At 58.0% G+C, this 24,261-nt stretch carries 21 protein-coding genes, 1 tRNA gene and 3 pseudogenes; 11 read left to right on the top strand and 14 right to left on the bottom strand.

The features are described from left to right. Positions 1-328 precede the first annotated feature (328 nt). Positions 329-1,087 (bottom strand): sporulation transcription factor Spo0A, encoded by a 759-nt coding sequence (gene spo0A / locus OGM81_14505; GenBank protein ID UYJ43504.1) that lies wholly within the window; start codon positions 1,085-1,087, stop codon positions 329-331. A gap of 63 nt (positions 1,088-1,150) precedes the next feature. After that, positions 1,151-1,288 carry a hypothetical protein gene (locus OGM81_14510; GenBank protein UYJ43505.1) on the bottom strand — a complete coding sequence of 46 codons (138 nt, stop codon included), beginning with the start codon at positions 1,286-1,288 and terminating at the stop codon, positions 1,151-1,153. A 1,755-nt stretch (positions 1,289-3,043) separates the two neighbouring features. Here OGM81_14510 and OGM81_14515 point away from each other — a divergent pair. After that, positions 3,044-4,948 (top strand): replication initiation protein, encoded by a 1,905-nt coding sequence (locus OGM81_14515; protein UYJ43506.1) that lies wholly within the window; start codon positions 3,044-3,046, stop codon positions 4,946-4,948. 2 nt (positions 4,949-4,950) lie between these two features. Here OGM81_14515 and OGM81_14520 read toward each other — a convergent pair whose 3' ends face one another. After that, positions 4,951-6,015 carry a PDZ domain-containing protein gene (locus OGM81_14520; GenBank protein UYJ43507.1) on the bottom strand — a complete coding sequence of 355 codons (1,065 nt, stop codon included), beginning with the start codon at positions 6,013-6,015 and terminating at the stop codon, positions 4,951-4,953. A gap of 66 nt (positions 6,016-6,081) precedes the next feature. Between OGM81_14520 and OGM81_14525 the strand changes: the two are divergent. Together OGM81_14525 and OGM81_14530 are read left to right on the top strand one after the other, a co-directional pair. Then, a pseudogene (locus OGM81_14525) lies at positions 6,082-6,342 on the top strand (sodium/glutamate symporter). A 74-nt stretch (positions 6,343-6,416) separates the two neighbouring features. Beyond that, positions 6,417-6,554, top strand: coding sequence for a hypothetical protein (locus OGM81_14530; protein UYJ45022.1), 138 nt, complete (start codon positions 6,417-6,419; stop codon positions 6,552-6,554). Between the two features lie 134 nt (positions 6,555-6,688). Here the strand turns inward: OGM81_14530 and OGM81_14535 are convergent. The 8 genes and pseudogenes from OGM81_14535 to OGM81_14570 all read right to left on the bottom strand — a co-directional run bounded on the left by OGM81_14535 (position 6,689) and on the right by OGM81_14570 (position 13,463). Next, a tRNA-Leu gene (locus tag OGM81_14535) sits at positions 6,689-6,772 on the bottom strand. A 49-nt stretch (positions 6,773-6,821) separates the two neighbouring features. Beyond that, positions 6,822-7,622: a class D sortase gene (locus tag OGM81_14540; GenBank protein ID UYJ43508.1), complete on the bottom strand. Its 801-nt coding sequence runs from the start codon at positions 7,620-7,622 to the stop codon at positions 6,822-6,824. 20 nt (positions 7,623-7,642) lie between these two features. Further along, positions 7,643-8,200 carry a Fe-S-containing hydro-lyase gene (locus tag OGM81_14545; GenBank protein ID UYJ43509.1) on the bottom strand — a complete coding sequence of 186 codons (558 nt, stop codon included), beginning with the start codon at positions 8,198-8,200 and terminating at the stop codon, positions 7,643-7,645. Positions 8,201-8,213: 13 nt separating this feature from the next. Then, the gene (locus tag OGM81_14550) at positions 8,214-9,053 is read right to left on the bottom strand and encodes a fumarate hydratase (GenBank protein UYJ45018.1); all 840 of its coding nucleotides are present in this window, start codon (positions 9,051-9,053) and stop codon (positions 8,214-8,216) included. Between the two features lie 5 nt (positions 9,054-9,058). Continuing rightward, the gene (locus OGM81_14555) at positions 9,059-10,234 is read right to left on the bottom strand and encodes an NAD-dependent malic enzyme (protein UYJ43510.1); all 1,176 of its coding nucleotides are present in this window, start codon (positions 10,232-10,234) and stop codon (positions 9,059-9,061) included. A 26-nt stretch (positions 10,235-10,260) separates the two neighbouring features. Further along, a complete protein-coding gene (locus OGM81_14560; protein ID UYJ43511.1) occupies positions 10,261-11,463 on the bottom strand; it encodes a cation diffusion facilitator family transporter in 1,203 nt (400 codons plus the stop codon). Positions 11,464-11,721: 258 nt separating this feature from the next. Next, entirely contained in the window at positions 11,722-13,014 is a 1,293-nt protein-coding gene (locus OGM81_14565; protein UYJ43512.1) for an adenylosuccinate synthase, read from the bottom strand. A 275-nt stretch (positions 13,015-13,289) separates the two neighbouring features. Beyond that, positions 13,290-13,463: pseudogene (locus OGM81_14570) on the bottom strand (DUF896 domain-containing protein). Positions 13,464-13,782: 319 nt separating this feature from the next. Here OGM81_14570 and OGM81_14575 point away from each other — a divergent pair. The 4 genes from OGM81_14575 to OGM81_14590 all read left to right on the top strand — a co-directional run bounded on the left by OGM81_14575 (position 13,783) and on the right by OGM81_14590 (position 16,934). Continuing rightward, positions 13,783-14,505 carry a conjugal transfer protein TraX gene (locus tag OGM81_14575; protein ID UYJ43513.1) on the top strand — a complete coding sequence of 241 codons (723 nt, stop codon included), beginning with the start codon at positions 13,783-13,785 and terminating at the stop codon, positions 14,503-14,505. Positions 14,506-14,617: 112 nt separating this feature from the next. Beyond that, positions 14,618-15,826 carry an FKBP-type peptidyl-prolyl cis-trans isomerase gene (locus OGM81_14580; protein ID UYJ43514.1) on the top strand — a complete coding sequence of 403 codons (1,209 nt, stop codon included), beginning with the start codon at positions 14,618-14,620 and terminating at the stop codon, positions 15,824-15,826. 162 nt (positions 15,827-15,988) lie between these two features. Continuing rightward, entirely contained in the window at positions 15,989-16,270 is a 282-nt protein-coding gene (locus OGM81_14585) for an autorepressor SdpR family transcription factor (protein UYJ43515.1), read from the top strand. Then, positions 16,257-16,934 carry an SdpI family protein gene (locus OGM81_14590; GenBank protein ID UYJ43516.1) on the top strand — a complete coding sequence of 226 codons (678 nt, stop codon included), beginning with the start codon at positions 16,257-16,259 and terminating at the stop codon, positions 16,932-16,934. Before OGM81_14585 ends, OGM81_14590 begins: the two co-directional genes overlap by 14 nt. Before the next feature lie 91 nt (positions 16,935-17,025). On the opposite strand, the pseudogene OGM81_14595 reads toward OGM81_14590, so the two are convergent. The 3 genes and pseudogenes from OGM81_14595 to pepT all read right to left on the bottom strand — a co-directional run bounded on the left by OGM81_14595 (position 17,026) and on the right by pepT (position 19,226). Next, positions 17,026-17,130: pseudogene (locus tag OGM81_14595) on the bottom strand (RNHCP domain-containing protein). Positions 17,131-17,339: 209 nt separating this feature from the next. Beyond that, a complete protein-coding gene (locus OGM81_14600; protein ID UYJ43517.1) occupies positions 17,340-17,834 on the bottom strand; it encodes a CarD family transcriptional regulator in 495 nt (164 codons plus the stop codon). 177 nt (positions 17,835-18,011) lie between these two features. Beyond that, positions 18,012-19,226: a peptidase T gene (pepT, locus tag OGM81_14605; protein UYJ43518.1), complete on the bottom strand. Its 1,215-nt coding sequence runs from the start codon at positions 19,224-19,226 to the stop codon at positions 18,012-18,014. Between the two features lie 200 nt (positions 19,227-19,426). Between pepT and OGM81_14610 the strand changes: the two genes are divergently transcribed. The 4 genes from OGM81_14610 to OGM81_14625 all read left to right on the top strand — a co-directional run bounded on the left by OGM81_14610 (position 19,427) and on the right by OGM81_14625 (position 24,256). Next, on the top strand, positions 19,427-20,467 hold the full coding sequence (locus OGM81_14610; protein ID UYJ45019.1) for a polysaccharide biosynthesis protein: 1,041 nt from the start codon (positions 19,427-19,429) through the stop codon (positions 20,465-20,467). Further along, a complete protein-coding gene (locus OGM81_14615; GenBank protein UYJ43519.1) occupies positions 20,464-21,663 on the top strand; it encodes a capsular polysaccharide biosynthesis protein CapF in 1,200 nt (399 codons plus the stop codon). The genes OGM81_14610 and OGM81_14615 overlap by 4 nt, the downstream gene beginning before the upstream one ends. Before the next feature lie 217 nt (positions 21,664-21,880). Then, positions 21,881-23,020: a UDP-N-acetylglucosamine 2-epimerase (non-hydrolyzing) gene (gene wecB / locus OGM81_14620; protein ID UYJ43520.1), complete on the top strand. Its 1,140-nt coding sequence runs from the start codon at positions 21,881-21,883 to the stop codon at positions 23,018-23,020. 18 nt (positions 23,021-23,038) lie between these two features. Beyond that, on the top strand, positions 23,039-24,256 hold the full coding sequence (locus OGM81_14625) for a glycosyltransferase family 4 protein (GenBank protein UYJ43521.1): 1,218 nt from the start codon (positions 23,039-23,041) through the stop codon (positions 24,254-24,256). Positions 24,257-24,261: the final 5 nt, after the last annotated feature.

Here is a 24,261-nt window from a genome sequence, read left to right on the forward strand (position 1 = left end):
TCTTCCAATGTACCGTCTATTGTAGGAGCTGCCCAAACAGCCGCAGCGTCTGCTCATAGCTGCCCATCGTTTTTGCGGCCAGGCCTTTGCGCTCACAAGCGGCCATAAAAGCCTCAACATCGTATTGAACCATAAAAAATAAAACCTCCTGTATCATCGCGGTCCAGGACCCAATGAATACAGGAAGTTTATCGGTGTAAACACAAATTATTTATAGGCCTATTTCATAATTTCACATTTTTTATAGCGATGAATCCGCGAGTTTATCGGTTTGCAGCGTCCGCCACAAAATGCCGGTTTTGCGGATAGTGGCGGGGTTTATGCGGCCTTATGCTCTCCGCTTTTTGTCCAGGCGGATCTTGTCGGCGATCATCGCGATGAACTCACTATTCGTGGGTTTGCCGCGGAGGTTGTGGATGGTGTAGCCGAAGTAGCTGTTCAGAGTGTCCACATCGCCGCGGTCCCAGGCGACCTCGATGGCATGGCGGATAGCACGTTCGACGCGGCTGGCCGTGGTACCGTTGCGCTTGGCGATTTCAGGGTAGAGACGCTTGGTCACGGCGTTGATGTACTCGTGGTCGGCGGTGGTAAGCAGGATGGCATCCCGCAGGAACTGGTAGCCCTTGATGTGGGCCGGCACGCCGATCTGGTGCAGGATCTCGGTGACGGTAAGCTCATCGGAATCCAGCGAGACCGGCTGCGGGCGGCTGGCACCGCCGGCGGCACGCAGTACCCGGCTGACCAGCACGTTTTCATCGAACGGCTTCACGAAAAAGAACGAGAAGCCGTTATCTAAGAGGTCCTGCTCGACTTCTTCGCTCTGGAACGCGCCGGTGACAAAGAAGGTGGTATGTACGCCGCTGCTGTTCTTTTCCTCGTAGCGCTGCTTGACGGTGATGGCGTCCAGATCCGGCATGAAGGCGTCCAGCAGGCAGGCCTGGGGGTGGACGGCCAGCAGGGTCTCCAGGGCGGCGGTGCCGTTTTTGTCGCACACCATCACGGTCACGCCTTTGGCTTCCAGCGCTTCGCGGCAGACTTCCGTCACGATGTCGCTAGTATTGGTCATAACAAACTTGATCTTATCCATCGTCAACTTTCCTCCATACAATGAACAGGTGCCGCACGCTGTGGTGTTTGCCCGTCGTTCTCTTTACTGTGGAAATTTTACCATATTTTTCCATTCATCGCAAGAGGTTTTTCCATTTTTTTCAGCGATTCCCGCTATTTTCGTTCGACACAATTCGTCATTTTCCTTAGATTTGCCGTCATTTTCTAAAAATACAGACATTTTTCGTCCCTGTTATTTGCTCCCAGCAATTTTCCAGTTTTTCCAATTTGCCATGTTAGGCGGTTTTCTTGCTGGAAATTTTATGGTCCCGGCATTTTCCCGCTTTCCGCTGCGCCGATGCGTATTTCTACCTTTATATGATAGGGGCGTGTTGTTATCGGCAGCACATTTTGCAGGAATGGTTGTTATCCACGGCATAATTTGCGGTGGGCGCGGCCCAGACTGCGGTGCAGAAAAGTACCCGCGAAAAAATTATAGGGCAGTTTTGTGGGGGTAGTTGGCGGGTTACTATCTTATAAAAAATTTTTCTGCCTGTAATTTACCTGTGGTTCCCGCAAAAAAAATATAAATTGTGCGGCCGATAACAACTGGCCTGGCTTTTGCTTACTATTGTTATTCACGGCACAGTTTACCGGTGAGGGCATGGCCGATTGAGAGATTTTGAGGTTGTTATCGGCGGCACAATTTATGGTTTCTTATGATTTCGCTTGCGGGTCACTTTCAAATTCAAACGACTGGTGGGCGGCCCAGGCGGGTATTGTTATTCGCGGCACAATTCGGCGGGGCGGGGTTTAGGCATATACCCCGGCTGGGTTGTTATTCAGCGCACATTTTCCTTTTTGAGGGGTGGGTCTGGCCCGGGCTTTGGGGCTGTGTGCCCGTTGGAATCGTCCGCACATTTTCCTGCAGTCAGCAGCTCCCAAGGCGAAAGGCAACTGTTGTTATTGGCGGCACAATTCCCAGGGCAGCCTTTTCCACACAGGGTTGTTATTGACAACACAATTGGGTGTGCAACAGGCTGCGGCGGTCCCGTTGGCTGGGGTTGTTATTCGCTGCACATTTTAAAGCGGGGCATGCCCGCAGGCTGTTTTCCGGGATTTGCACGCAGGATTGTTATTCAGCGCACATTTTCTCATTGCCGATGTGCCCGTATTTATCGCAATACCGCTGATTTTTTGTTTTCTATCAGCAGTTGTTATTGTTTGCACATTTTTTCGGTTTACCGCCGCTTTCCCCGCGTATCCACCACAGCAGACAAAGAAAATGCTGGGTTGTTATCCACAGCACAATTCTATGTACAGCGTTTTTCATTCGGTTTCCAAATTGCGTATCCGCCAACAGCCCAGGCAAATACAACTTGGCCGGCAAAATCCTCTCCGCGTCCCCCTCAAAAAAATTCTCATCCTCCCCGTTGTTATCCAGCGCACATTTCCAAAATCTTAAAAATCCTTTCCAATTTTCTCCGCCCACTATCGCACAGCAAAAATATTTTTTGCGGCAATTTATGCTGTGGATAACAACCGTGGTCCCCTGTTGTTATCCGCGGCACAATTCCAAATTGCCTGTCTGCCCTCCGCAAAATCTTTCGCCGCCCCGAGTGATTGTTATTCCGCGCACATTTTGCCGCATAGCCCCCATTTTGTGTCCTAGTAGGGTTGTTATTCCCCGCATATTGTTGTTCCGGGCACAGATCTGTAGTTACTCTCAGCACAATGCACTTGTTATTCCGCGCACATTTCGGTTGTTATCGGCAGCACAGCTTTACCTTATATCTAAATAAAAAAACTAAAAGCATAAAGAGATAAGACCGACGGATACAGGATTTTTGCGGAAAAATCAAAATGTGCTGACTATTACAATAATTGACGAATGAAGCACAATCTGCTATTATTAGCATTACCGTTGTAGACTGTGCGCCAAAACACCCATTTTGGCACAGCCAAACATAGCTGCGGGAAAAATAGAGGTAACACTATGGCATCCAAAAAACAGCCAAACGCCCCACGGACCAATGACGAGGTTCTGACCCCGGTCGCTACCTACAGCGCCCGGGGCAACCAGACCATTGTGCGCAAATCCAACGACCTGATCCAGAATGCCATGTACAGCCTGACGCTGAGCCAACAAAAGCTGATGCTGCACATTTTCGCTATGATCAAGCCGTCGGATACCGAGCTGCCGCGGTACGAGATGTCGATTTACGAATTCCTGAAACTTTGCGGTGTGGACCCGCACAATGGCTCGATGTACAAACAGGTCAAGAAAAACATCGAGGATATCGCCAACGCCAAGGTGCAGTGGATCCGGTTGGCCGGTACGCAAAAAATCACGATGTTCCGCTGGTTGAGCAGCGCCACCATCGATGAGGGCACCGGCAAGATCGTGCTGACGCTGGACCAATCCTTAAAACCCCACCTGATCCAGCTCAAAGAGTTCTACACGACAATGAACATCACCTACACATTGCCGATGAAGAGCCAGTACAGCATCAAGATCTACGAGCTGTGCAAGAGCTACCAGAACCTCTACCTCGAAAAGAAGAAAAAAGGCGAGCCGCTGGTGTGGAGCATTGAGACGCTGAAAAAGCAGGTGGACTGCAACGCGTCCAACTGGGCCCACGTGCGCCGCACCGTGCTGGACAAAGCCAAAAGTGAGATCAACGGCAAGACCGACATCCTCTTCGACTATGCCGTATACGAAAAAGACCGTCAGCGCGTCATCGCCATCTCGGTCACCATCGAGCCAGTGGATAAGCAGGTGGCCGATCAGAAACTAAACGAGATCACCAAACTGCGCAGCAAGCGTCTGCGCAAAAAGACGACCGCCCTGGAAGTGGCAGAGACAGGCACTTTGGACAATGATCCGAACATTCTGACACTGGACTATGTCTCGGTGCCCGAGACGACCATCCCCTACTCCTACGGAGCTACACCTGACCTGATGGCCCAGGAGCTGGGCGTGAAGGCCGAGCTGGATAAGCTGGCCCTGGTGCTGGCCCCCGAGGAGCTGGACGCCGTACATGTCATTATCGACGCGATGGTGCGGATGGCCGGCGCCCCCAGCGACAAGATGATCGACGGCGGCAACGCGGTGTTTTTCCAGACCGTGAACAATGTCATCGACAACTGCAAGGGCCTGCGCCGCTGGTTTGAGGGCGTGGCCAGCCGTTACGCGGCCAAGGTCATTCCCACGGCCCGCACCAAGCGTGCCCCCATGCCCTACCTGTACAAGTCCATCATGAACGACCTAGAAGATTACCGCCTATACGTGGCGGGCATCGGGGTCGAAGAACTGCGGGATGAGGACGCCGAGCCGACCGAGAACCAGGCTCCGCCGGTGCCCGACCTGCTGGAGGCGGATTTCGTTGAGGCCGAGCCCGATGCTGCTCCCGCCCAGCTGACGTCTGAGGACGCCGCCACCAAAAAGGCGATGATCGCCGCGCTGGAAAAATTCAGCGATTACGAGAACCTGAAAGGCCGCCTTTCCGGCGGCCAGCAGGAAGCGCTGGAGGACATCGTGCAGATGACCGCCTATTTCTGCCGCCGCAACGTCAAAGGCAAGGACGACGGCATGATCGAGGGCAAGGCCAACATGCAGTTTGTCGGCTCGCTGAACCGGGTTATCGCCCGTTACGGCGACCTTTCACCGCTGTTTGAGGCGCTGGCCGTGACAATGGACTACGACACCTACTGGAAAGAGCTGATGAAAAATCCCCGGATCAAGAACCCCAAACTGGTGTTCCAGACCGAGATCGAGAAAGCTTTGCTGATGCCCGCCGCCGTGCTGGGCGAGTTCCGCGCCCGCCGCGGCCAGGATCCCCTGGGCGCACCGGTGCGGGATAAAGAGGTGGATTGGCTGAAGGCGTTTGAGGAAGTGTAAGATCACTGATTATACGTTTCTGCCATTTTTAACATCGTATCAGCAAAAATTCCGTATCCTTTTGCGGGTGTGCCCACCAGCACATGGGTAACAGCGCCCACCAGTTTTCCGTCTTGCACCAGCGGCGAACCGCTCATCCCCTGCACGATACCGCCGGTGGCGGAAAGCAGGGCCGGGTCGGTGATGCGCAGGGTCAGGTCGCGATTGGCATCCTGCCCGCCGCTGCCCACCCGCTCAATGCGTACGGTGTAATGTTGGGCGGTGCGGCCCGAGAGGGTCGTCCACAGCTCGGCATCGCCGGTGTGTACCTCGCCCGGCGCGGCGATGGGCAGCATCGTCCCGATATTTTGTGCCTGGGCGGTCCAGCGGCCATACAGGCCGGTGGCATCGTTGCCCGTCACGATGCCGAGAATGTCCGATAAAAATTCCCCGCGCAGTTCCCCGGCTGTGCCGGGTGAGGCGCTGCGCACACCGGTGACAGTGACCGGCACGATCTCGCCGGAGAGCAGCGTAAAATCCGCCCCGGTGTCCACATCGGAGATCGGGTGTCCCAGCCCCGCAAAGGTGCCCGCCACCGGATCCACAAAAGTCAGTGTACCGATCCCGGCGCTGGAATCCCGCACCCACAGCCCGGCTTTGTACACCCCCGAGGCATCCGCCCAGGGGGTGAGCTGGGCCGTGTACTCATGCCCGCCGCGGCGGTAGAGGATCGTGACCGCGCTCCCCTGCCCTGTCTGCAGAGCGGCGGATAAGTCGTCGTTGCTGTGCACGGGGTGGCCCGCTGCCGAGATGATGAGGTCTCCCAGCCGCAGGCCGGCTTCTTTGGCGGGATTTTCCCGGCCAGACGCGGAATACCGATCCGCAAAAGCCACCACCAGCGCACCGTCGGAGAACATTTTTACCCCAAAAGGCGTGCCGCAGACCGCCACGCTGCGGGGGCCTGCGGCGGCGGCTGGCTCGATCTGGAAAGCCGGATGCGCCTGGCAAAGCAGCAGCACAATTGCCAACAGCAGCGCCGCCAGCCCCGCCGCGCCAAAGCGCTGCCGACAAAATTTCCGAGAATTCACGGTCAGTGCCCCCCTTCCCGCTTAGTCTGTGCGGCGCGGAGGCGGATTATTTATACATTCGTCACCCATATGGGCGAGATCAACGACATCGGCGGCATCAGCCTGTCACTGTTTCAAGGCATTGTGATGATCACCCTGAAGCTGTGGCCGCTGGCCGAGCTGGCTCCGTCGCTGCTGCTGGCTGGCCAGACAGTGCTGATGTTTGTATTTGCACGCTATGCCGTGTTTAATATTATAGGCCGGGACTACGACGCTGCGGTGCTATCCAGCGGTATATGTGGTTTTGGCAGGGGTGCCACCCCCAACGCCATGGTCAACATGCAGGCCCTGTCATGTTCTGGAAAAAATGAACCGACAAGGTCCGGCAGCGCCGCTACTGTGTGGAGCAGGAGAAACTTGTTGTGCCGGAGATCCACACCGGCCGCACCCACAAGAACACCCCCGCCCCGACGGAAGAAACGAAGCCCGCCGAGGAACCCATCACCTACGATGGTGTAGCCATCCCGGAGATACACTTAAAGCGGAAGCGTAAACCATGATACAATGTCAAACGCGCCCGTACGATGCTGAAAAACATCGTACGGGCGCGTTTTTTATAAAAAAGAATGCAGTAGGCTGTATGGTCAAACAATAAAAAAAGACGTCAAAACATACGTTCTGACGTCAAATTATATGGTGCGGCTAACAGGACTTGAACCTGCACGTCTTGGACACTGGACCCTAAAACCAGCGCGTCTGCCAATTCCGCCATAGCCGCGTAACGACTATTAGTGTAGCAAGTTTGGCAGGGTTTGTCAATGGGGCGTTTAGCCTGCGGTAGAAACAGAATTGCTTGCTGCCGCACTGCTGGCGTTGGTCGCGCCAGTATCCACATCCGCTACCACGCCGTATTCATCCGTTTCTACAGGGTCGGCGTAGACGGCGTAGCGCTGGGTGGTGTGGGTCAGGATGCCGAAAGGATAGCAGGTGTACAGGATGCAGCTGGGCTCCTCGGCGCCCCAGCGCACCTTGTCGATGTCTGTCTCCAAAATCACCTGCATATCGGTGATCTTATAGGCAAAATCGCCCCAGGTGGTCTCCAGGTGAATGATCGCGCCGATCTCGCAGGAGCCGAGGTCGGCGAAGTAGGTGCCGGTGTGGGCACCGATAAAGACGGTGCCGTTCTCGCCGGGCAGCACACAACCGTCCTCGGCATGGCAGCCGGCACCGCGGCTGAACTGTGTCTCGCTGTCGCCCAGGTAGAGGTCACAATCCACATTGGTGTCCTCCACCCAAATGCGGCCAAGTTTGTCGCCATAACGTGTATTTTCGTGAGCTTCACTGGCGGCGGCGACCTGGTTGGCGCGCTTCTGTTTGGCCTCTTCCTCGGCACGGGCAGCGGCTTCGGCAGCCTCCCGCGCAGCGGCCTCGCTGGCAGCTTTGGCGGCGGCTTCACTCTCGGCAGCCGCCTGGGCAGCGCTGGCAGCAGCTTCGCTTTCGGCCTGCAGCCGGGCGCGCTTGGCGTTGGCAGAGACCACCAGCAGGATGGCTGCGGCCACCGAGACGACCATTGCCAGCCCGCAGAGCAGCAGACGGCGTTTCAGGCGGGTTTGTTGTGCTTTGCTCATGGGCGCTCCCCCTCCCCCGTTCAGGTCAGGCTGGCCAGGTAGGCGGCGGGACCGCTTTGGTACAGGTCGCCCCCGTAGGTATCCAGCAGCACGGTCAGCGGGAAGTCCTTGACTACCAGTTTACGCACGGCCTCGCAGCCCAGGTCCGGCCAGGCGATGATTTCGCAGCTCTGCACGCTGTTTGCCATCAGGGCACCGGCCCCGCCGATAGCCGCCAGGTAGACGGCCCCATTTTTAACGACCGACTGTTTGACGGCCTCGCTGCGCTTGCCTTTGCCAATCATACAGGCCAGCCCCAGGTCCAGCAGGCGCGGGGTGTAGGCGTCCATGCGGCCGCTGGTGGTGGGGCCAGCGGCGCCAATAGCACAGCCTGGACGCTCCGGCGTAGGGCCGACGTAGTAAACGGCAGCACCCTCAATCGGGAACGGCAGCTCCTCGCCCTTGTCCAGCAACTCCATCATGCGGGCGTGGGCGGCATCGCGGGCGGTATACACCACGCCGGAAAGCAGCACGGTGTCTCCTGCTTTCAGCGGTGCAAGGTCTGATTTTTGCAGTGGTGTCTGTAAAACATATTGCATGCGGTTCGCCCCCTTACAGTGTGCAGCTGGCGCGGCGGGTGACGTGGCAGCTGATGTTGACGGCCACCGGCAGGCAGGCTACGTGGGTGGGCTTTTGCTCAATGGAAACGCCCAGGCAGGTGGTGGCACCGCCAAAGCCCTGGGGGCCAAAACCGGTAGCGTTGATGGCATCCAGCAGTTCTTTTTCCAGTGCGGCGTAGTACGGGTCCGGGTTGGGCACATCCAGCGGGCGCAGCAGCGCATGTTTGGCCAGTGCGGCGCAGTGGTCGAAGCTGCCGCCGATGCCGATGCCCAGCACGATGGGTGGGCAGGGGTTGGCCCCGGCCTGTTTGACGGTGTCCAGCACAAAATCCTTCACGCCCTGCACGCCGTCGGCGGGCTTGAGCATGGTAAGGCGGCTCATGTTCTCGCTGCCCGCGCCCTTGGGGGCCACGGTGATCTGGCAGCCGTCGCCGGGCACCAGATGCACGGTGAGGAACGCCGGGGTGTTGTCCCCCGTATTCACCCGCTGCAGCGGGTCAGCGGTGATGGACTTGCGCAGGTAGGCTTTCTCGTAGCCGCGGCGCACGCCCTCGTTGACAGCGGTGGTCAGGTCGCCGTCGATATGCACGTCATGCCCCAGCTCCACAAACACGCAGGCCATGCCGGTGTCCTGGCAGATGGGCAGGTCTTTTTCTTTCGCTGTGCAGAGGTTTTTCTGCAAAAGGCCCAGCGTTTCTTTCGCCAGCGGCCACGGTTCGGCGGCCTCGGCCTTGTCCAGCGCGGCCTTCACATCGGCGGGCAGCTGGGTGTTGGCTTCAATGCACAGCCTCTCCACCGCATCGGTGATGGCGGCGGCGGACAGTTCACGGATGATGCTCATACGCGGGCCACGCCGCTTTCTCTTGCGGCCTGGGCCACGGCGGCAGCCACAGCGTCGGCCACGCGGGGGTCAAACGCCTTGGGCAGGATGTTCTCCTCGTTCAGCTCGTCGTCGGGGATGAGGCCCGCGATAGCCTGGGCAGCGGCCATCTTCATGGCGGGGTTGATGTCCCGGGCGCGGACGGACAGTGCGCCCTTGAAGATGCCGGGGAACGCCAGCACGTTATTGACCTGGTTCGGGAAGTCCGAACGGCCGGTGCCGATGACGCGGATGCCGGCGGCCTTGGCCAGGTCGGGCATGATCTCCGGCGTGGGGTTGGCCATGGCAAAGACGATGGCGTCCGGGGCCATGGTGGCGGCCAGCTCAGGGGTCAGCGCACCTGCAATGGACGTACCAATGAACAGATCGGCGCCCTTAATGGCCTCGGCCAGGCTGCCGCTGATCTTCTCGGGGTTGGTCTCCTCGGCCAGTTTAGCCTTGTGGCCCTCCAGCCCAGCGGGGCGGCCCGGGACCAGGATGCCGTGCTCGTCGACGGCGATGATGTGCTTGGCACCGGCCACCTGCAGCATGTGGATGATGGCCGTACCGGCCGCGCCGGGGCCGTTCTGCACAATTTTAATATCCTCGATGCGTTTGCCCACCACTTTCAGGGCGTTGAGCACACCGGCCAGCACGATGATGGCGGTACCGTGCTGGTCATCGTGGAAGACGGGGATGTCCAGGTCACGCTCCAGCTCAGCTTCGATCTCGAAGCACTCGGGGCTGCGGATGTCCTCCAGGTTGATGCCGCCGAAGGTCGGGGCAATGGCCTTGACAGCCGCAATGACTTCCTCTTTGGTTTTGGCGTTCAGGCAGATGGGGAACGCGTCCACGCCGCCGAACTCCTTGAACAGCACGCACTTGCCTTCCATGACCGGCAGGCCAGCCTCGGGCCCGATGTTGCCAAGGCCCAGCACAGCGGTGCCGTTGGTCACGACGGCCACGGTGCGGCCTTTCATCGTGTAGGTGTATACGTCATCGGGGTTGGCCTTGATCTTGCGGCAGGGCTCGGCCACACCGGGGGTGTAGGCGGTGGACAGGGCGTCGCGATTTTTGCAGGGGGCAAGGCTCTGCACGGCAATCTTGCCGGGATATTTGCTGTGGAGTGCTAGGGCAGCTTTGTTGTAATCCATGATGATACCTCGTTCCTGTGTTGTTTTTATTTGGTTTCGTGTATCCCGGCGGAATAGTCGGGTTCCAGTTTGATGATGCAGAAATGGTCGGGCCATTTCCGTTCGACGGCAGCGCGCAGGGCGGCGGCCAGTTTGGCACCGCGGCGCTGCTTTTCAGTGATGTATTCGGCGGGGACGGCGCAGTCGAAGATGACGTTGGTATGCGTCGGCCCGGGCACGATGCGCAGATCGTGGATGTTGGCGCGAGTGTCCAGGCTGGCGACCTCCTGCTGCAGGAAGCTGCGCAGTTCGGCCACGTGGCTGTCGCTGGCGATGACAGGGTCAAAGTGGATGGTGGCTACAAGGTCGTCTTGGTTCAGCAGGTCACGCTCAATGCGGTCGATGACGTCGTGGCTGTACATGACGTCGGCATTGGCGTCCATCTCCACGTGGAAGCTGACCAGCCTGTTGCCGGGGCCGTAGTCGTGGATCATCAGATCATGCACGCCCAGCACGCCGGGGTAGCTGAGGGCCTTGTCCTCAATGTGGCGTACAAGTTCCGGGTCGGGGGCCGAACCCAGCAGCGGGTCGATGGTATCTTTGACGAGCATCGCGCCGCTGTACAAAATAAACAGCGATACAGCAATGCCCATCAGCCCGTCCAGCCGGGCAAAGCCGGTCACTTGGGTCAGCACGGCGGCGATTAAAACCACACTGGTGGTGATAACGTCATTGCGGGCATCGGCGGCGGTGGCCAGCAGTGTGTCGGAATCAATGCGTCGGCCGATGGTGCGGTTGAGGTGGCTCATCCACAGCTTGACGAGGATGGACGTGACCAGCACGACTACCGTCAGCCAGCCGAAACTGACCGGCGTGGGGTCCAGCGTTTTGGCGAAGCTTTCCTTGAACAGCTCCACGCCGATGACTAGAATCATCACCGAGACCGCCAGCCCGGCCAGATACTCGTACCGGGCATGGCCGTAAGGATGCTCAGAATCCGCGGGGCGGGAACCCAGCTTGAAGCCAATTAAACTGACGATGTTGGAGCTGGCGTCCGACAGGTTGTTCAAACCGTCTGCTGTGATGGATACGCTGCCAAACAGCGTACCAACGGCTATTTTACCCGCAAACAGCAGCAGGTTGCACACCACGCTGACCAGGCACGCCAGGTTGCCGTAGGCTGTGCGCACGGTGCGGCTGGTGGTATTGTCTGCATCCCGGATAAAGGTGCGAATCAGCAGTTGGATCATAGGAACTCACTTTCCGTATTTCACAAAAAGGCAGACCGTTGGGTCTGCCTTTGGTGGCTTGTTTGGTTTAGAATGTGGTGGGAATTGTAGGGGCCGATGCTCGCATTGCGGGGTCGCGCAGCGATTGATGCCCCAGCGGGGCATTAAACCACACGAGCGGGCCAGCTGGGCTGGCTAGCGGGCATCGTTTTGCCCGCCAAGCGGTCCCGCGGGCGGATGCAAGCATCCGCCCTTACAGAAGCGAGGCTACTCCCTTGCTTACTCCCGCACAATGCAGGCGTCGCGCTCGGGGCCAACGGAAATGTACTTGATCTTGCAGCCGACCAGTTCTTCCAGGCGCTTGACATAGTTCTGGGCATCCACCGGCAGGTCCTCAAACTTGCGGACGCCGGTGATGTCGCAGTGCCAGCCGGGGACTTTCTCCACGACGGGCTGGGCATCGTCCAGGGTCTTGCCCATGGGGAACCGGGTGGTGGTGCTGCCATCGGTCAGACGGTAAGCGGTGACGATGGGCACTTCCTCCATGTAGTCCAGCACATCCAGCAGGGTCAGGGCCAGCTCATCGCAGCCCTGGCACTGTACGCCGTAGCGGCTGGCAACGGCGTCAAACGGGCCAACGCGGCGGGGACGGCCGGTGGCGGCGCCGTACTCGTGGCCGTGCTCACGCAGGACGTCCTTCTCTTCCTCGGTCATGGCCAGCTCGGTGGTGAAGGGACCCTCGCCGACACAGGAAGAATAGGCCTTCATGATGCCGATGGAGAGGTTCAGCTTGTGGCCCGGGATGCCGGCGCCGATGGGGGCGTAGGCAGACACGGTGTTGGAGGAGGAGGTGTAGGGATAAATGCCGAAGTCGATGTCGCGCAGGGCGCCCAGCTGGGCTTCGAACATGATTTTCTTGCCGGCTTCGTCAGCCTCGGCCAGGTACTGGCCGACATCGCAGACATAGGGGGCAAACAGCTTGGAGTACTTCTCGCACCAGGCCCACATTTCCTCAACGCTGACGGGCTGCTGGCCGTAGATGGAAACCATGGTCAGGTTCTTGGAATCGACGATGGTCTCGAGGCGCTTCTTGACGCCTGCGTCCATGTGGACCAGGTCGCCCATGCGCAGGGTCTTCTTCATGTATTTATCGCCGTAGCTGTAGGCGATGCCGCGCTTGGTGGAGCCAAACTGGGCGCCGGTCTTGGACAGGCGCTCCTCCTCCAGGCCATCCTGTGCCACATGGAAGGGCATAGTGATGGTGGCGCGGTCGGAGATCTTCAGGTTCTTCGGGCTGATCTCAACGCCCTTTTCGGTCAGTGCGGCGATCTCTTTCTCGAGATGCTCCGGGTCGATGACCATGCCGCCGCCCATGACGCAGACAACGTCCGGGCGCAGGATGCCGGAGGGGATCAGGTTCAGGACGAACTTGCCGCGCTCGTTCTTAACGGTGTGGCCGGCGTTGTCGCCGCCCTGATAGCGGGCAACAATGTCATAATCCTGGCTGAGCAGGTCGACCATGCGGCCTTTGCCCTCGTCGCCCCAGTTGATACCGGTGATGGAAGTAAGCATACGTTTTTACCTCTTTCGTAAAAATTCGTAATCTAGGCAATACCGAGGTATCGCCATTAGGCATTTCAGCCTTCTCCGGGAACATCCGGGATCCGCTGCCGTTCTTTTATTATAGCATACTGCCTTGCAGATTTCCATAGTGATTTTTGGTGCAATTGTGCAAGGCTGCCTTAACTTTTCGGGGTGTTTGCGCTCCCCTGCCCGGCATGCTCAGCCTGGATGTCATTGGCGGCCTCTTTGGCGGTGCGGGCGTACTCGGCATAAGGGATCTTCGCGCCGTCAGCGGTCTGCACGTAGGTGGAATCCAGCTGCGCCTTGAACGAGGCACGCATCTCGGCCAGGTATTCCTTGCGCAGGGCATCGCGCTCGGCGGTTTCGCGCTCATTCAGGCCAACGGTCTTGGCCTTTTTTGCCAGCGCATTGATGCGGGCAATTTTGGTTTTATCCATGGTGGTCTCCTTTTTTATATAGATGCTGTATTTACCGTAGGGGCGGATTCACGATCCGCCCGCGGAAAAACCTCCCTCTGGGAGGGAGGTGGCCCGAATGGCCGGAGGGAGAGAGCCTCGCCAGGACCCGAAGCTTCAGACGAAACCAATGCTCTCTCCCCCACCCGCTTCGCGGGAGCCCACTCCTGGAGGGGGCCAATGTGGGTTGCAGCCTTGTAAATATTATACCACGCTTTTGCAATATTCGCACGCCGTCATTCGTATTTCAAATGTCACCCACTGCGGCGGGCGCTGCAAATTTACAGGAGCGTGAAATACAATGAATCGTGATACCATCAAAATGCTTGCCATGGCGACGATGCTGGTAAACCACATCGCCAATGTATTTATGCCCGCCGGGGCACCGCTGACGAATCTTTGCCTGTACATCGGCTATTTTACTGCCGTGACCATGTGCTATTTCCTCGTGGAAGGCTACGGCTACACCCATTCCAAAACCCAATACGCCGGGCGGCTTTTTGGATTTGCGGTGCTGGCGCAGCTGCCCTACCAGCTGGTCTTCTCCGAGCACGGCATGGCGGGCATGCTCCAGTTTAACATGCTGTTTACGCTGCTGCTCTGCTTTCTGGTGCTGGCCGCGCAGGAAAAGATTCACAGCGGCTTTTTGCGTGTGTTTTGCATTGTACTGTTGATTTTTGCGTCCATCTTCTGTGATTGGGCACTGCTGGCCCCGGTGTTTACGCTGCTGTTTGCCTGGGCCGAAAACTCCCGCCTGCGCAAACACGTTGCCTTTGGCGTGGCGGCGGTGCTGTACGGCGGCATGGCATGGCTGAGCAGCATGCGCACCTTGGGTGCGGTGGGCGCCCTGCCGGATACCTTGGGCTGCGCGATGCCAATTCTGGTCTCCGGCTTTTTCATCCTGTATCTGTATAACGGCCAGCGGGCGGCGCAGCATCGCGGTTTTTACAAGTGGTTCTTTTACGCTTTTTACCCGGGCCATTTACTGGTGCTGGGCCTGCTGCGGGTGGCGCTTTTGGGCTGAATTTGGCCGGGTCTTGGCCATATTTCACACCTTTTTCATCGTTTATACTGTACTTTTGCCAAAATGCGTGTATAATAAAAAGGTATGCAATTTTAAGAAACAGGAGAATCCCATGAAACTTTCTACCATGAACCGTGTCCTGGCCGCTGTGCTGGCCCTGGGCATGACTGCTGCCCTGGCAGGCTGCGGAAGCACTGCTTCCAGCGAGGCTACTGCCGAATCCGCTGCTACCGAGGAAACCGCTGCGTCCTCCGCCACCGAGGAGACCGCAGAGGTGGACGAGTCCGCTTACGACTACCTGGCTGATTTCAGCTTCTCCCAGGCTTACGACGACAAAGGCTACCTGAAGGACGTCACCGCTCTGGATTACGTCACTCTGCCCGATGACTACGCTGACATCACCATCGACGCCGACCTGGGCCAGGTCACCGACGAGGACATCAGCAACTACATCGACCAGAACGTCCTGTCCAACTACGCCACCGACGAGAAAGTCACTGACCGCGCCGCTGTTGACGGAGATACTGTCAACATCGACTACGTTGGTTCCGTCGACGGCGTGGAGTTTGACGGCGGCAATACCCAGGGCAACGGCGCTGACCTGACCCTGGGCAGCCACAGCTACATTGACGACTTCGAGGATCAGATCGTCGGCCACATGCCCGGCGAGAGCTTTGACGTCACCGTCACCTTCCCCGAGGATTACGGTAACGAGGATCTGAACGGCAAGGAAGCTGTCTTCAAGACCACCCTGAACTATATCAAGGAGTCCAAGAACCCCGACCTGACCGACGACTGGGTCGCCAGCAACCTGGGTGAAACGATGAACCTGAACACCATCGATGAGCTGAACGACTTCGTCAAGAACACGATGCTCTACGACCAGCAGGCCAGCACCGTCTACAGCGCCCTGCACGATAAGGTCAGCTTTGCCAAGGAGCTGCCCCAGAGCGTGCTGGACTACTACCGCGATGTTGTGCTGTACCGCGTGTACAGCTATGCCAAGAACTACGGCACAACGATGACCACTCTGCTGAAGAGCGGCGTGCTCGGCACCAGCTATGACAGCATCGACGCTTACCTCGAGGACATCCAGGGCAGCCTGAACACCATCACCGAGCAGGCCCTGCTGATGCAGGCCATCGCTGAGAAGCAGGGTTTGGTCTGCGATACCGCCCTGATGAACCAGGACTTCGGTAAGTTCTACGGCACCACCGACCCCAGCGCCTACATCTCCTCCTACGGCGAGAACTACATCAAGATGAACGTGCTGCAGAGCGAAGTTATGCAGGGCCTCATCGATAACATTAAGTACAAATAAACCTGCCTGTTAAAGCAGTTTTGCCCCTGGCACCCGTTTGGGATGCCGGGGGCATTTTTTTGCCTCTCCCCTATTGACAAGGAGGAATGGGCGTGGTATTATGCAGATAGATAGTTAGACAAATATCTAAATATCTAATAACTGAAAGGAGATCCCTTAAATATGGGTGACGCATTCAAGGCGCTGGCAGACCCCACCCGGCGGCGCATTTTAGAGCTGCTGGCCCAGGGCGAGCTGACAGCCGGGGAGATCGCGGCGCAGTTTGATATGACCAAACCTTCCGTCAGCCACCATTTGAACATTTTAAAGGCGGCGGACTTGGTCAGTGATGAGCGCAGCGGCCAAAATATTGTCTACAGCCTGAACCTGACGGTGTTTCAGGAATTGCTGAAGTGGTTTTATGATTGTGGTTTCGTTAAAGGAGGAACCGATGATGAAAAATAATAAATTGGGCTCTCTGTTCTGGATATTGCTGGTTGTTTGTATTCTGAATATCGTCGGCCATCTGGCGGTCTACCCTGCCCTGCCGGATACCGTGCCCATCCACTGGGGCGCCAGCGGCGAGGTAAACGGCTGGAGCAGCAAGCAGAACAACCTGATCTTCTGCGTGTTGCCGCTGGCGATGCTGGTTTTTATGGAGGTCGTGCGCCGCATCGATCCCAAGCACCAGAATTTTGAGCGGTTCGGCAAGGTGTGGAACATTTTTATCACGCTGTTTGTGCTGTTTATGTGCGGCATGACCTGGCTGACCGAGCTGACCGTGTTTAACATGCTGCCGCAAAGCAGCAATATCGTCAGCCTGCTGGTATGCGGCGGCATTGGCCTGATGTTCATCATCCTGGGCAACTTTATGCCCAACATCAAGCAGAACTACACCTTCGGCTGCCGCACGCCCTGGGCGCTGAACGATGAGCATAACTGGCAGCGCACCCAGCGCATGGGCGGCATCACCTTTGTTGTGATGGGCATTACGCTGATCGCGGTGGCCTTTTTGGCCGGCCTGCTGGGCGATACCGTCACGCTGATCCTGCTGCTGTGCGCCGTGTGTGGCGGCTCGGCGTGGATCTATCTGTATTCCTATCTTGTGTATGTTGGCAAGATGAAGTAAAAACAGCACCTTGCATACCAGCCGCAAGGCCGAGAAAAAAAGCCCCATGTCTGCACCGTGAAGGTGCTGGACATGGGGCTTTTGCTGCGTGTTACTTCATGATGCCGTCTCCGCCCATCTGCGCCGTCATCTCACGGATGCGGTCAAGGGGGAACGGCGGCTCGCAAAGAGGTTTCATGGCAATGGACATACTCCTTTTGTTTCAAAGCATTGCAGAGCCGGACGCCCTGCTCTGGCATTGACTATAGCATGGCAAAAAAATGTTTGTCAAGAAAGATCTGCCAAAAGCCAATCGGTCTGCATCCTGTGCCGTACAGGATGCAGACCGGTTAAGCTGTGCATTTTAAAATTTTATCTGATTTCTAGGTGCATCTTTTGTAAAAAAAGCCAATCTCTTTATTCGTCTTATTCGTCGCCCAGTTCTGCCGCAATGAACTGTGGCACGGCGTTAGGCTCGATGCCCAGAATGTACGCGAACTCGCTGTGCAGCAGGTTCTGCGCCTCGCGCAAAGCGCGGTCGTCAAAGGCTGAAAGCCCCTTGCCCTGGGCCTTGCGGGCCTGGTGCTGGGCGTGGATGTCCCGCACCATCCGCAGCAGCCGATGGCGGTCGCCGCTTTGCAGGGCCTGACGGTACTGCTCCTTGCGGGCATCGGCGTCCGCCTCGTGGGCGGGGGCAGGCTCGTGGAGCATTGCCAGCAGTTCCTCTTTGGTGGGCAGCGGGCGCATGCGGTCCAACAGCACTTGGCTGGTGCAGGGGACGCAGATGGTCATGCTTTGGTCGTAGACCGGCTTTAAGATCAGGCAGTCGCAGGGCTGCCCCGCCAGCCGAACACGCTTCTGCTCGGTGATCTCGCACACGCCATTTGTGCCGTAACTGACAATATCTCCCGGATGAAACATAATTGACCTCCTTGTAAAGTTTCGATACTATGTAATTTCATATATAGTATAACACAATTTCCCGGGAAATGTTATAGACTTTTTACACAAAAAATCCCCCGCCCACCCCCTGTGCGGTTTGCACAAAGGGGGATGACAGCAAAAAGGCTCCCCTCAAGGGAAGCCTTTTAATGTTCCTTACTTATACAGATCCACCAGATTCAGCAGGATCTCGGTGCACTGGTCCATCTTCTCGGCGGTGATGCACTCACACGGGCCGTGGAAGTTGAAGCCGCCGGTACCCAGGTTCGGGCAGGGCAGGCCCATATAGCTCAGAGTCGCGCCGTCGGTGCCACCGCGTACCGGCGTCTCGATAGGCTCCAGCCCGGCAGCACGGATGGCCTTGCGGGCATTCTCCACCAGGTGGAAGTGGGGCTGGATCTTCTCCAGCATATTGCGGTAGCTGTCGTGGATGTCCAGCTCGACAGTGCCCTCGCCGTAGCGCTCGTTCAGGCAGGCGGCGATATGTTCCATCTGGGCCTTGCGGGCGGCGAACTTGGCGGCATCGTGGTCACGCACGATGTAGCCCAGCTTGGCGGTGGTCACATCACCTACCATGCTGGTCAGGTGGAAGAAGCCCTCGCGGCCCTCGGTGTGCTCGGGACGGGAGAAAGCGGGCAGAGCGGCATGGAACTCCATGGCCACATTCTGGGCGTTGATCATGGTATTCTTGGCGCTGCCGGGGTGGACGCTGAAACCGTGAACGGTCACAACAGCCGCGGCGGCGTTGAAGTTCTCATAGCTGATCTCGCCGGCGTCCTCGCCGTCGACGGTGTAGGCGTAGGCGGCGCCGAAGCCCTCGACATCAAACAGGCTGGCACCCTCGCCGATCTCCTCGTCGGGGGTAAAGCCGATGCACAGCTTGCCGTGGGGGCGCTTCTCGGCGATGACGCGCTCCAGCATCGTCATGATCTCGGACACACCGGCCTTGTCGTCGGCGCCCAGCAGGGTCGAGCCGTCGGTGGTGATGAGAGTCTGGCCCTTCATCTCGGTCAGGAACGGGAACTGGGCGGGGTCCAGCACAGTGCCGGTGGCAGGCAGTACAACCTTGCCGCCGTCGTAGTTGGGGTGGATCTGCGGGTTGACGTTTTCACCGCTGGCGTCATCGGTGGTGTCCATATGGGCGATGAAGCCCAGGGGCTTGGCGCTCTCCTGTCCCGGAGTGGCGGGCAGTGTGGCGTAGACGTAGCAGTGCTCGTCCACATGGGCATCGGTCAGGCCCAGGTCCTTCAACTCCTGCACCAGCTGGTGGGCCAGGTCAAACTGACGCATCGTGCTGGGATGGGTGCCGCTCTCGGGGTCCGAGGTCGTCCAGACCTTGACATACTTCAAAAGACGTTCATATGCGCGCATGATAGGTGTCCTTTCTTACCTTATAATAATAGTAAAAGGTGTAAATGTTCTGTAGTTAGTATAACACAAATACCAAATCCTGCAAGAGGGGCGGTTCCCTCTTTTCAAATGGGGCATTTTATGGTAGAATAATAAAGATTATAAAGGATACCTGCGCCCAGCGGCGCTTAACGTATAAGGAGGCCATCATGGCAGACACAATTTTTAAAGACAAGACTCTCTTGATCACCGGCGGCACGGGAAGCTTCGGCAATACCGTGCTGAAGCACTTCCTCACCACCGACATCGGTGAGATCCGCATCTTCTCCCGCGATGAGAAGAAGCAGGACGATATGCGCCACGAGCTGCAGGCCAAGTATCCCGCCTACGCCGAGAAGGTCAAGTTCTACATCGGCGATGTGCGCAACCCGCGGTCTCTCCGCGATGTCATGCCCGGCGTCAACTTCATTTTCCACGCTGCTGCGCTGAAACAAGTCCCCTCCTGCGAGTTCTTCCCCATGGAGGCCGTGCGCACCAACATTGAAGGTACCGACAACATGCTGCACGCCGCCATCGAGGCCGGCGTCGAGCGCGTCGTCTGCCTGTCCACCGATAAGGCTGCCTACCCCATCAACGCCATGGGCATCTCCAAGGCCATGATGGAGCATGTCATCACCGCCAACGCCCGTGTGTCCGCCCAGCGCGGCGGCCCGGTCATCTGCTGCACCCGCTACGGCAACGTTATGTGCAGCCGCGGCAGCGTCATCCCGCTGTTTGTCGAGCAGATCAAGTCCGGCAACCCTATCACCATTACCGACCCCAACATGACCCGCTTCTTGATGAACCTGGACGAAGCCGTGGATCTGGTTATGTTCGCCTTTGAGCATGCCAACCCCGGCGACCTGTTCATCCAGAAGTCGGACGCTTCCACCATTGGCGACCTGGCCAAGGCTGTGCAGACTCTGTTTGGCGACACCGGCACGAATATCATTGGCACCCGCCACGGCGAGAAGCTGTACGAGACCCTGATGACCAAGGAAGAGCGGATGCGCAGCGAGGATATGGGCAATTATTATCGTGTTGCTGCCGATAACCGCGACCTGAACTACGATAAGTTCTTCGTCAAGGGCCAGGTGCGCACCCAGGCCGACGAGGACTACACCAGCCACAACACCCGCCGCCTGAACGTGGAGGAGACCATCGCCAAGATCAAGACCACCGAGTACATCCAGGAGATGCTGAAAGAGGAAAGCAAGGCATGAAAATTCTTGTCACCGGCGCCAAAGGCTTTGTAGGGCGCAACCTGTGCGAGAACCTGAAAAACCTGCGGGACGGCAAAAACCGTACCCGCCCCGCCCTGACCGTGGACGAGATCTACGAATACGACATAGATACTGACCCGGTCCTGCTGGAGGAATACTGCGCCAAGGCGGACTTTGTTTTTAACCTGGCGGGCGTCAACCGGCCCAAAAATGAGGCTGAGTTCATGCAGGGCAACTTTGGCTTTGCCTCTACCCTGCTGGACATGCTGAAACGCCACGGCAACACCTGCCCGGTCATGCTGTCCAGCAGCATCCAGGCAACGCTCATCGGCCGCTACGGCCAGAGCGATTACGGCAAAAGCAAACTGGCGGGCGAGGAATTGTTCTTTACTTACGCCCAGGAGACCGGCGCACCGGTGCTGGTCTACCGCTTCCCGAACCTGTTCGGCAAATGGTGCCGCCCGAATTATAACAGCGCGGTAGCGACATTTTGTTACAACACTGCCCATGATCTGCCCATCACGGTGAACGACCGCGCCACCGAGCTGGAGCTGCTGTACATCGATGATCTGGTGGAGGAAATGCTGGACGCGCTGGAAATGCGCCCCCACCGCTGTGATTATGACGGCATGACGCCGGTTTTCGGCACCCAGGGCCGCTACTGTGCCGCGCCCGTGACCCATAGAGTGACGCTGGGAGAAATTGTGGACCTGCTGCAAAAATTCCACGACCAGCCGCGTACTTTGGTAGTGCCTGCCATCCCGGCGGGCAGCTTTGCCAAAAAGCTGTACTCCACCTACCTTTCCTATCTGCCGAAAGAAAAGGTTGCCTTCCCGTTAAAAATGAATGTGGATGCCCGCGGCAGCTTTACCGAACTGCTCAAGACCGAGAACTGCGGTCAGTTCAGCGTGAATGTCTCGAAACCCGGCATCACCAAGGGCCAGCACTGGCACAACACCAAGTGGGAGTTTTTCATTGTGGTGGCGGGCCGTGCCCTGATCCAGGAGCGCCGTGTGGACAGCGATGAGGTGCTGGAATTTACCGTGAGCGGCGACGCCCCCACGGCCGTGCAGATGCTGCCGGGATATACCCATAATATCATCAACCTGAGCGACACCGAGGACCTGATCACCCTGATGTGGGCCAACGAGCCATTTGACCCGGCCCACCCGGATACGTTTGGGCTGAAAGTGTGATGCGGCTTTTATGCCTCCCTCTGCGAGGGAGGTGCCCCGAAAGGGCAGAGGGAGAGAGCCGTGCCGAGGCCCGAAACTTCGGACATTTATTAGTTTCTCTCCCCCACCCGCTTATGCGGGACGACTTCGTAGCCGGACCCCTCTGTCGCTGGCGCGACATCTCCCCGCACCGTGGGGAGTCACCCTCCCAGAGGGGGCTTCAAAAGAGAGGTGCAATATGAACAAACTCAAACTCATGACCATCATCGGTACCCGACCGGAAATTATCCGGCTGTCGGCCGTTATCAAAAAGTGCGATGTCTACTTTGACCAGATCCTGGTCCACACCGGCCAGAACTACGATTATAACCTGAACCAGGTCTTTTTTGAGGACCTGGGCCTGCGCGCGCCCAACTTCTACCTGGACGCCGTCGGAAAGGACCTGGGCGAGACCATCGGCAACATTATTGCAAAATCCTACGCTCTGATGGTGGAGCAAAAGCCTGACGCCCTGCTGATTTTGGGCGACACCAACAGCTGCCTGTCTGCCATTGCGGCCAAGCGCCTGCATATTCCCATCTTCCATATGGAGGCCGGAAACCGCTGCTTTGACGAGTGCCTGCCTGAGGAGACCAACCGCCGCATTGTGGACCATATTTCTGACGTGAATATGTGCTATTCCGAGCATGCCCGCCGTTACCTGAACGCCGAGGGCACCGCCAAGGAGCGTACCTTCGTCACCGGTTCCCCGATGGCCGAAGTGCTGCACGCCAACCTCGCCAAGATCGAGGCCAGCGATGTGCTGGAGCGCCTGGGCCTGGAGCCGCAGAAGTACATGCTGCTCTCCGCCCACCGCGAGGAAAACATCGATACAGAGCAGAATTTTATCGACCTGTTTACCTCCATCAACCATCTGGCCGAGACCTACGACATGCCGATTTTGTACAGCTGCCACCCCCGCAGCAAAAAGCGGCTGGATGCTATGGGCTTCAAGCTGGACGAGCGCGTCAAGCTGCACGAGCCTCTCGGCTTCCACGATTACAACCACCTGCAGATGAACGCCTTTGCGGTCATCTCGGATTCCGGCACGCTGCCGGAGGAATCCAGCTTCTTTACCAGCGTGGGGCATCCCTTCCCGGCGGTCTGCATCCGCACCTCCACCGAGCGCCCCGAAGCGCTGGACAAGGGCTGCTTTGTGCTGGCCGGCATCCGCGCCGGCGGCGTGGAGCAGGCCGTTGAGACCGCCGTGGCCATGAACGCCAATGGCGATTACGGCATCCCTGTGCCTTACTACACCGAGGATGTCTCCACCAAGGTGGTCAAGATCATCCAGAGCTACACCGGCGTGGTCAACAAGATGGTGTGGCGGAAGAATTAAGATTGGAACAACAAACCTATGCGAATTTTGGTCGTGACCCAGCATTTTTGGCCGGAAAATTTCCGGATCAATGATATTGTCGAGGGCTTTGTGCAGGATGGACTGGACGTGGACGTGCTCTGCGGCCTGCCCAACTACCCCAAGGGCGAGTGGTTCCCCGGCTACAGCGCGGACGGCCCCTTTGAGGAAACCTACAAAGGGGCGCACATTTTCCGTGCACGGGAGATTCCCCGCAAGGGAAACACCGGCAAGACGATCTTTTTGAACTACGTCAGCTGGCCGCTCTACGCGGCGGGGGCGCTGAACCGCCTGCCCGGCGGGTACGATGCAGTGTTCTGCTTCAACACCAGCCCGGTGCTGATGTGCTGGCCGGCCATTAAATATGCCAAAAAGCATAAAATTCCCTTTACCAACTATGTGCTGGACCTCTGGCCGGAGAACCTGTACAGCGTACTTCCGGTCAAAAACAGCTTTATGCGCTGGGTGGCCCAGACGGTCAGCGACAGCCTGTATAAGCGCGCCGACCGCCTGATCGCCATGAGCGTACCGCTGCAAAAGCGGCTGATCGCCCGCACCGGCAAGCCGGAAAAAGACGTGGCCGTAATTTCGCAGTACTGCGAGGATTTTTACGCTGTCCCCTGCCATGACCCAGAGCTGGAAGCCCGCTTTTCCGGACGATTCAACCTGGTGTTCACCGGCACGTTTACCCCGGCACAAAGCCTGGATATGGTGCTGCGCGCCGTGCTGGATGCCCGCGCTGCCGGGGCCGAAAACCTGCATCTGCTGCTGGTGGGCGACGGCATGAGCCGCGAGAGCTTGCAAGCCCTGGCTGAAGAACTCCACGCCGGGGATGCGGTGACCTTTTATGGCAGTGTACCTGCAGAAAAGGTGCCGAGTTTTACAACCCTGGCCGATGCCCTGCTGATCTCCCTGTCTGATTCCCCAGACTTAGGCCTGACAGTGCCCGGCAAGCTGGCCAGCTATATGGCCGCGGGTAAGCCGGTTGTGGCCAGTATGAACGGCGCCGGGTACGAGGCGGTCAAGGAAAGCGGCGGCGGCCTTGTCAGCCCTGCCTGCGACCAGGCCGCACTGGAGGCCAACCTGCTGGCGCTGTACCGCATGGCTCCCGAGGGCCGCGCCGCCCTGGGCACCAAAGCCAAAGCCTACTACGAAGCCCACTACCGCCGCACTGAACTGCTGCGCCGCCTGGAAAGCTTTACCCTGCGGGGAGAATAAGAAAA

Source organism: Oscillospiraceae bacterium, assembly GCA_025758045.1.
GTDB lineage: Bacteria > Bacillota > Clostridia > Oscillospirales > Ruminococcaceae > Gemmiger.

Bases quoted from the DNA above. Each gene is read 5' to 3' on its own strand.
- spo0A (UYJ43504.1), bottom strand. From the start codon at position 1,087: ATGGATAAGATCAAGTTTGTTATGACCAATACTAGCGACATCGTGACG.
- OGM81_14510 (UYJ43505.1), bottom strand. From the start codon at position 1,288: ATGTCTGTATTTTTAGAAAATGACGGCAAATCTAAGGAAAATGACGAA.
- OGM81_14515 (UYJ43506.1), top strand. From the start codon at position 3,044: ATGGCATCCAAAAAACAGCCAAACGCCCCACGGACCAATGACGAGGTT.
- OGM81_14540 (UYJ43508.1), bottom strand. From the start codon at position 7,622: ATGAGCAAAGCACAACAAACCCGCCTGAAACGCCGTCTGCTGCTCTGC.
- OGM81_14545 (UYJ43509.1), bottom strand. From the start codon at position 8,200: ATGCAATATGTTTTACAGACACCACTGCAAAAATCAGACCTTGCACCG.
- OGM81_14555 (UYJ43510.1), bottom strand. From the start codon at position 10,234: ATGGATTACAACAAAGCTGCCCTAGCACTCCACAGCAAATATCCCGGC.
- OGM81_14560 (UYJ43511.1), bottom strand. From the start codon at position 11,463: ATGATCCAACTGCTGATTCGCACCTTTATCCGGGATGCAGACAATACC.
- OGM81_14565 (UYJ43512.1), bottom strand. From the start codon at position 13,014: ATGCTTACTTCCATCACCGGTATCAACTGGGGCGACGAGGGCAAAGGC.
- OGM81_14575 (UYJ43513.1), top strand. From the start codon at position 13,783: ATGAATCGTGATACCATCAAAATGCTTGCCATGGCGACGATGCTGGTA.
- OGM81_14580 (UYJ43514.1), top strand. From the start codon at position 14,618: ATGAAACTTTCTACCATGAACCGTGTCCTGGCCGCTGTGCTGGCCCTG.
- OGM81_14585 (UYJ43515.1), top strand. From the start codon at position 15,989: ATGGGTGACGCATTCAAGGCGCTGGCAGACCCCACCCGGCGGCGCATT.
- OGM81_14590 (UYJ43516.1), top strand. From the start codon at position 16,257: ATGATGAAAAATAATAAATTGGGCTCTCTGTTCTGGATATTGCTGGTT.
- OGM81_14600 (UYJ43517.1), bottom strand. From the start codon at position 17,834: ATGTTTCATCCGGGAGATATTGTCAGTTACGGCACAAATGGCGTGTGC.
- pepT (UYJ43518.1), bottom strand. From the start codon at position 19,226: ATGCGCGCATATGAACGTCTTTTGAAGTATGTCAAGGTCTGGACGACC.
- OGM81_14615 (UYJ43519.1), top strand. From the start codon at position 20,464: ATGAAAATTCTTGTCACCGGCGCCAAAGGCTTTGTAGGGCGCAACCTG.
- wecB (UYJ43520.1), top strand. From the start codon at position 21,881: ATGAACAAACTCAAACTCATGACCATCATCGGTACCCGACCGGAAATT.
- OGM81_14625 (UYJ43521.1), top strand. From the start codon at position 23,039: ATGCGAATTTTGGTCGTGACCCAGCATTTTTGGCCGGAAAATTTCCGG.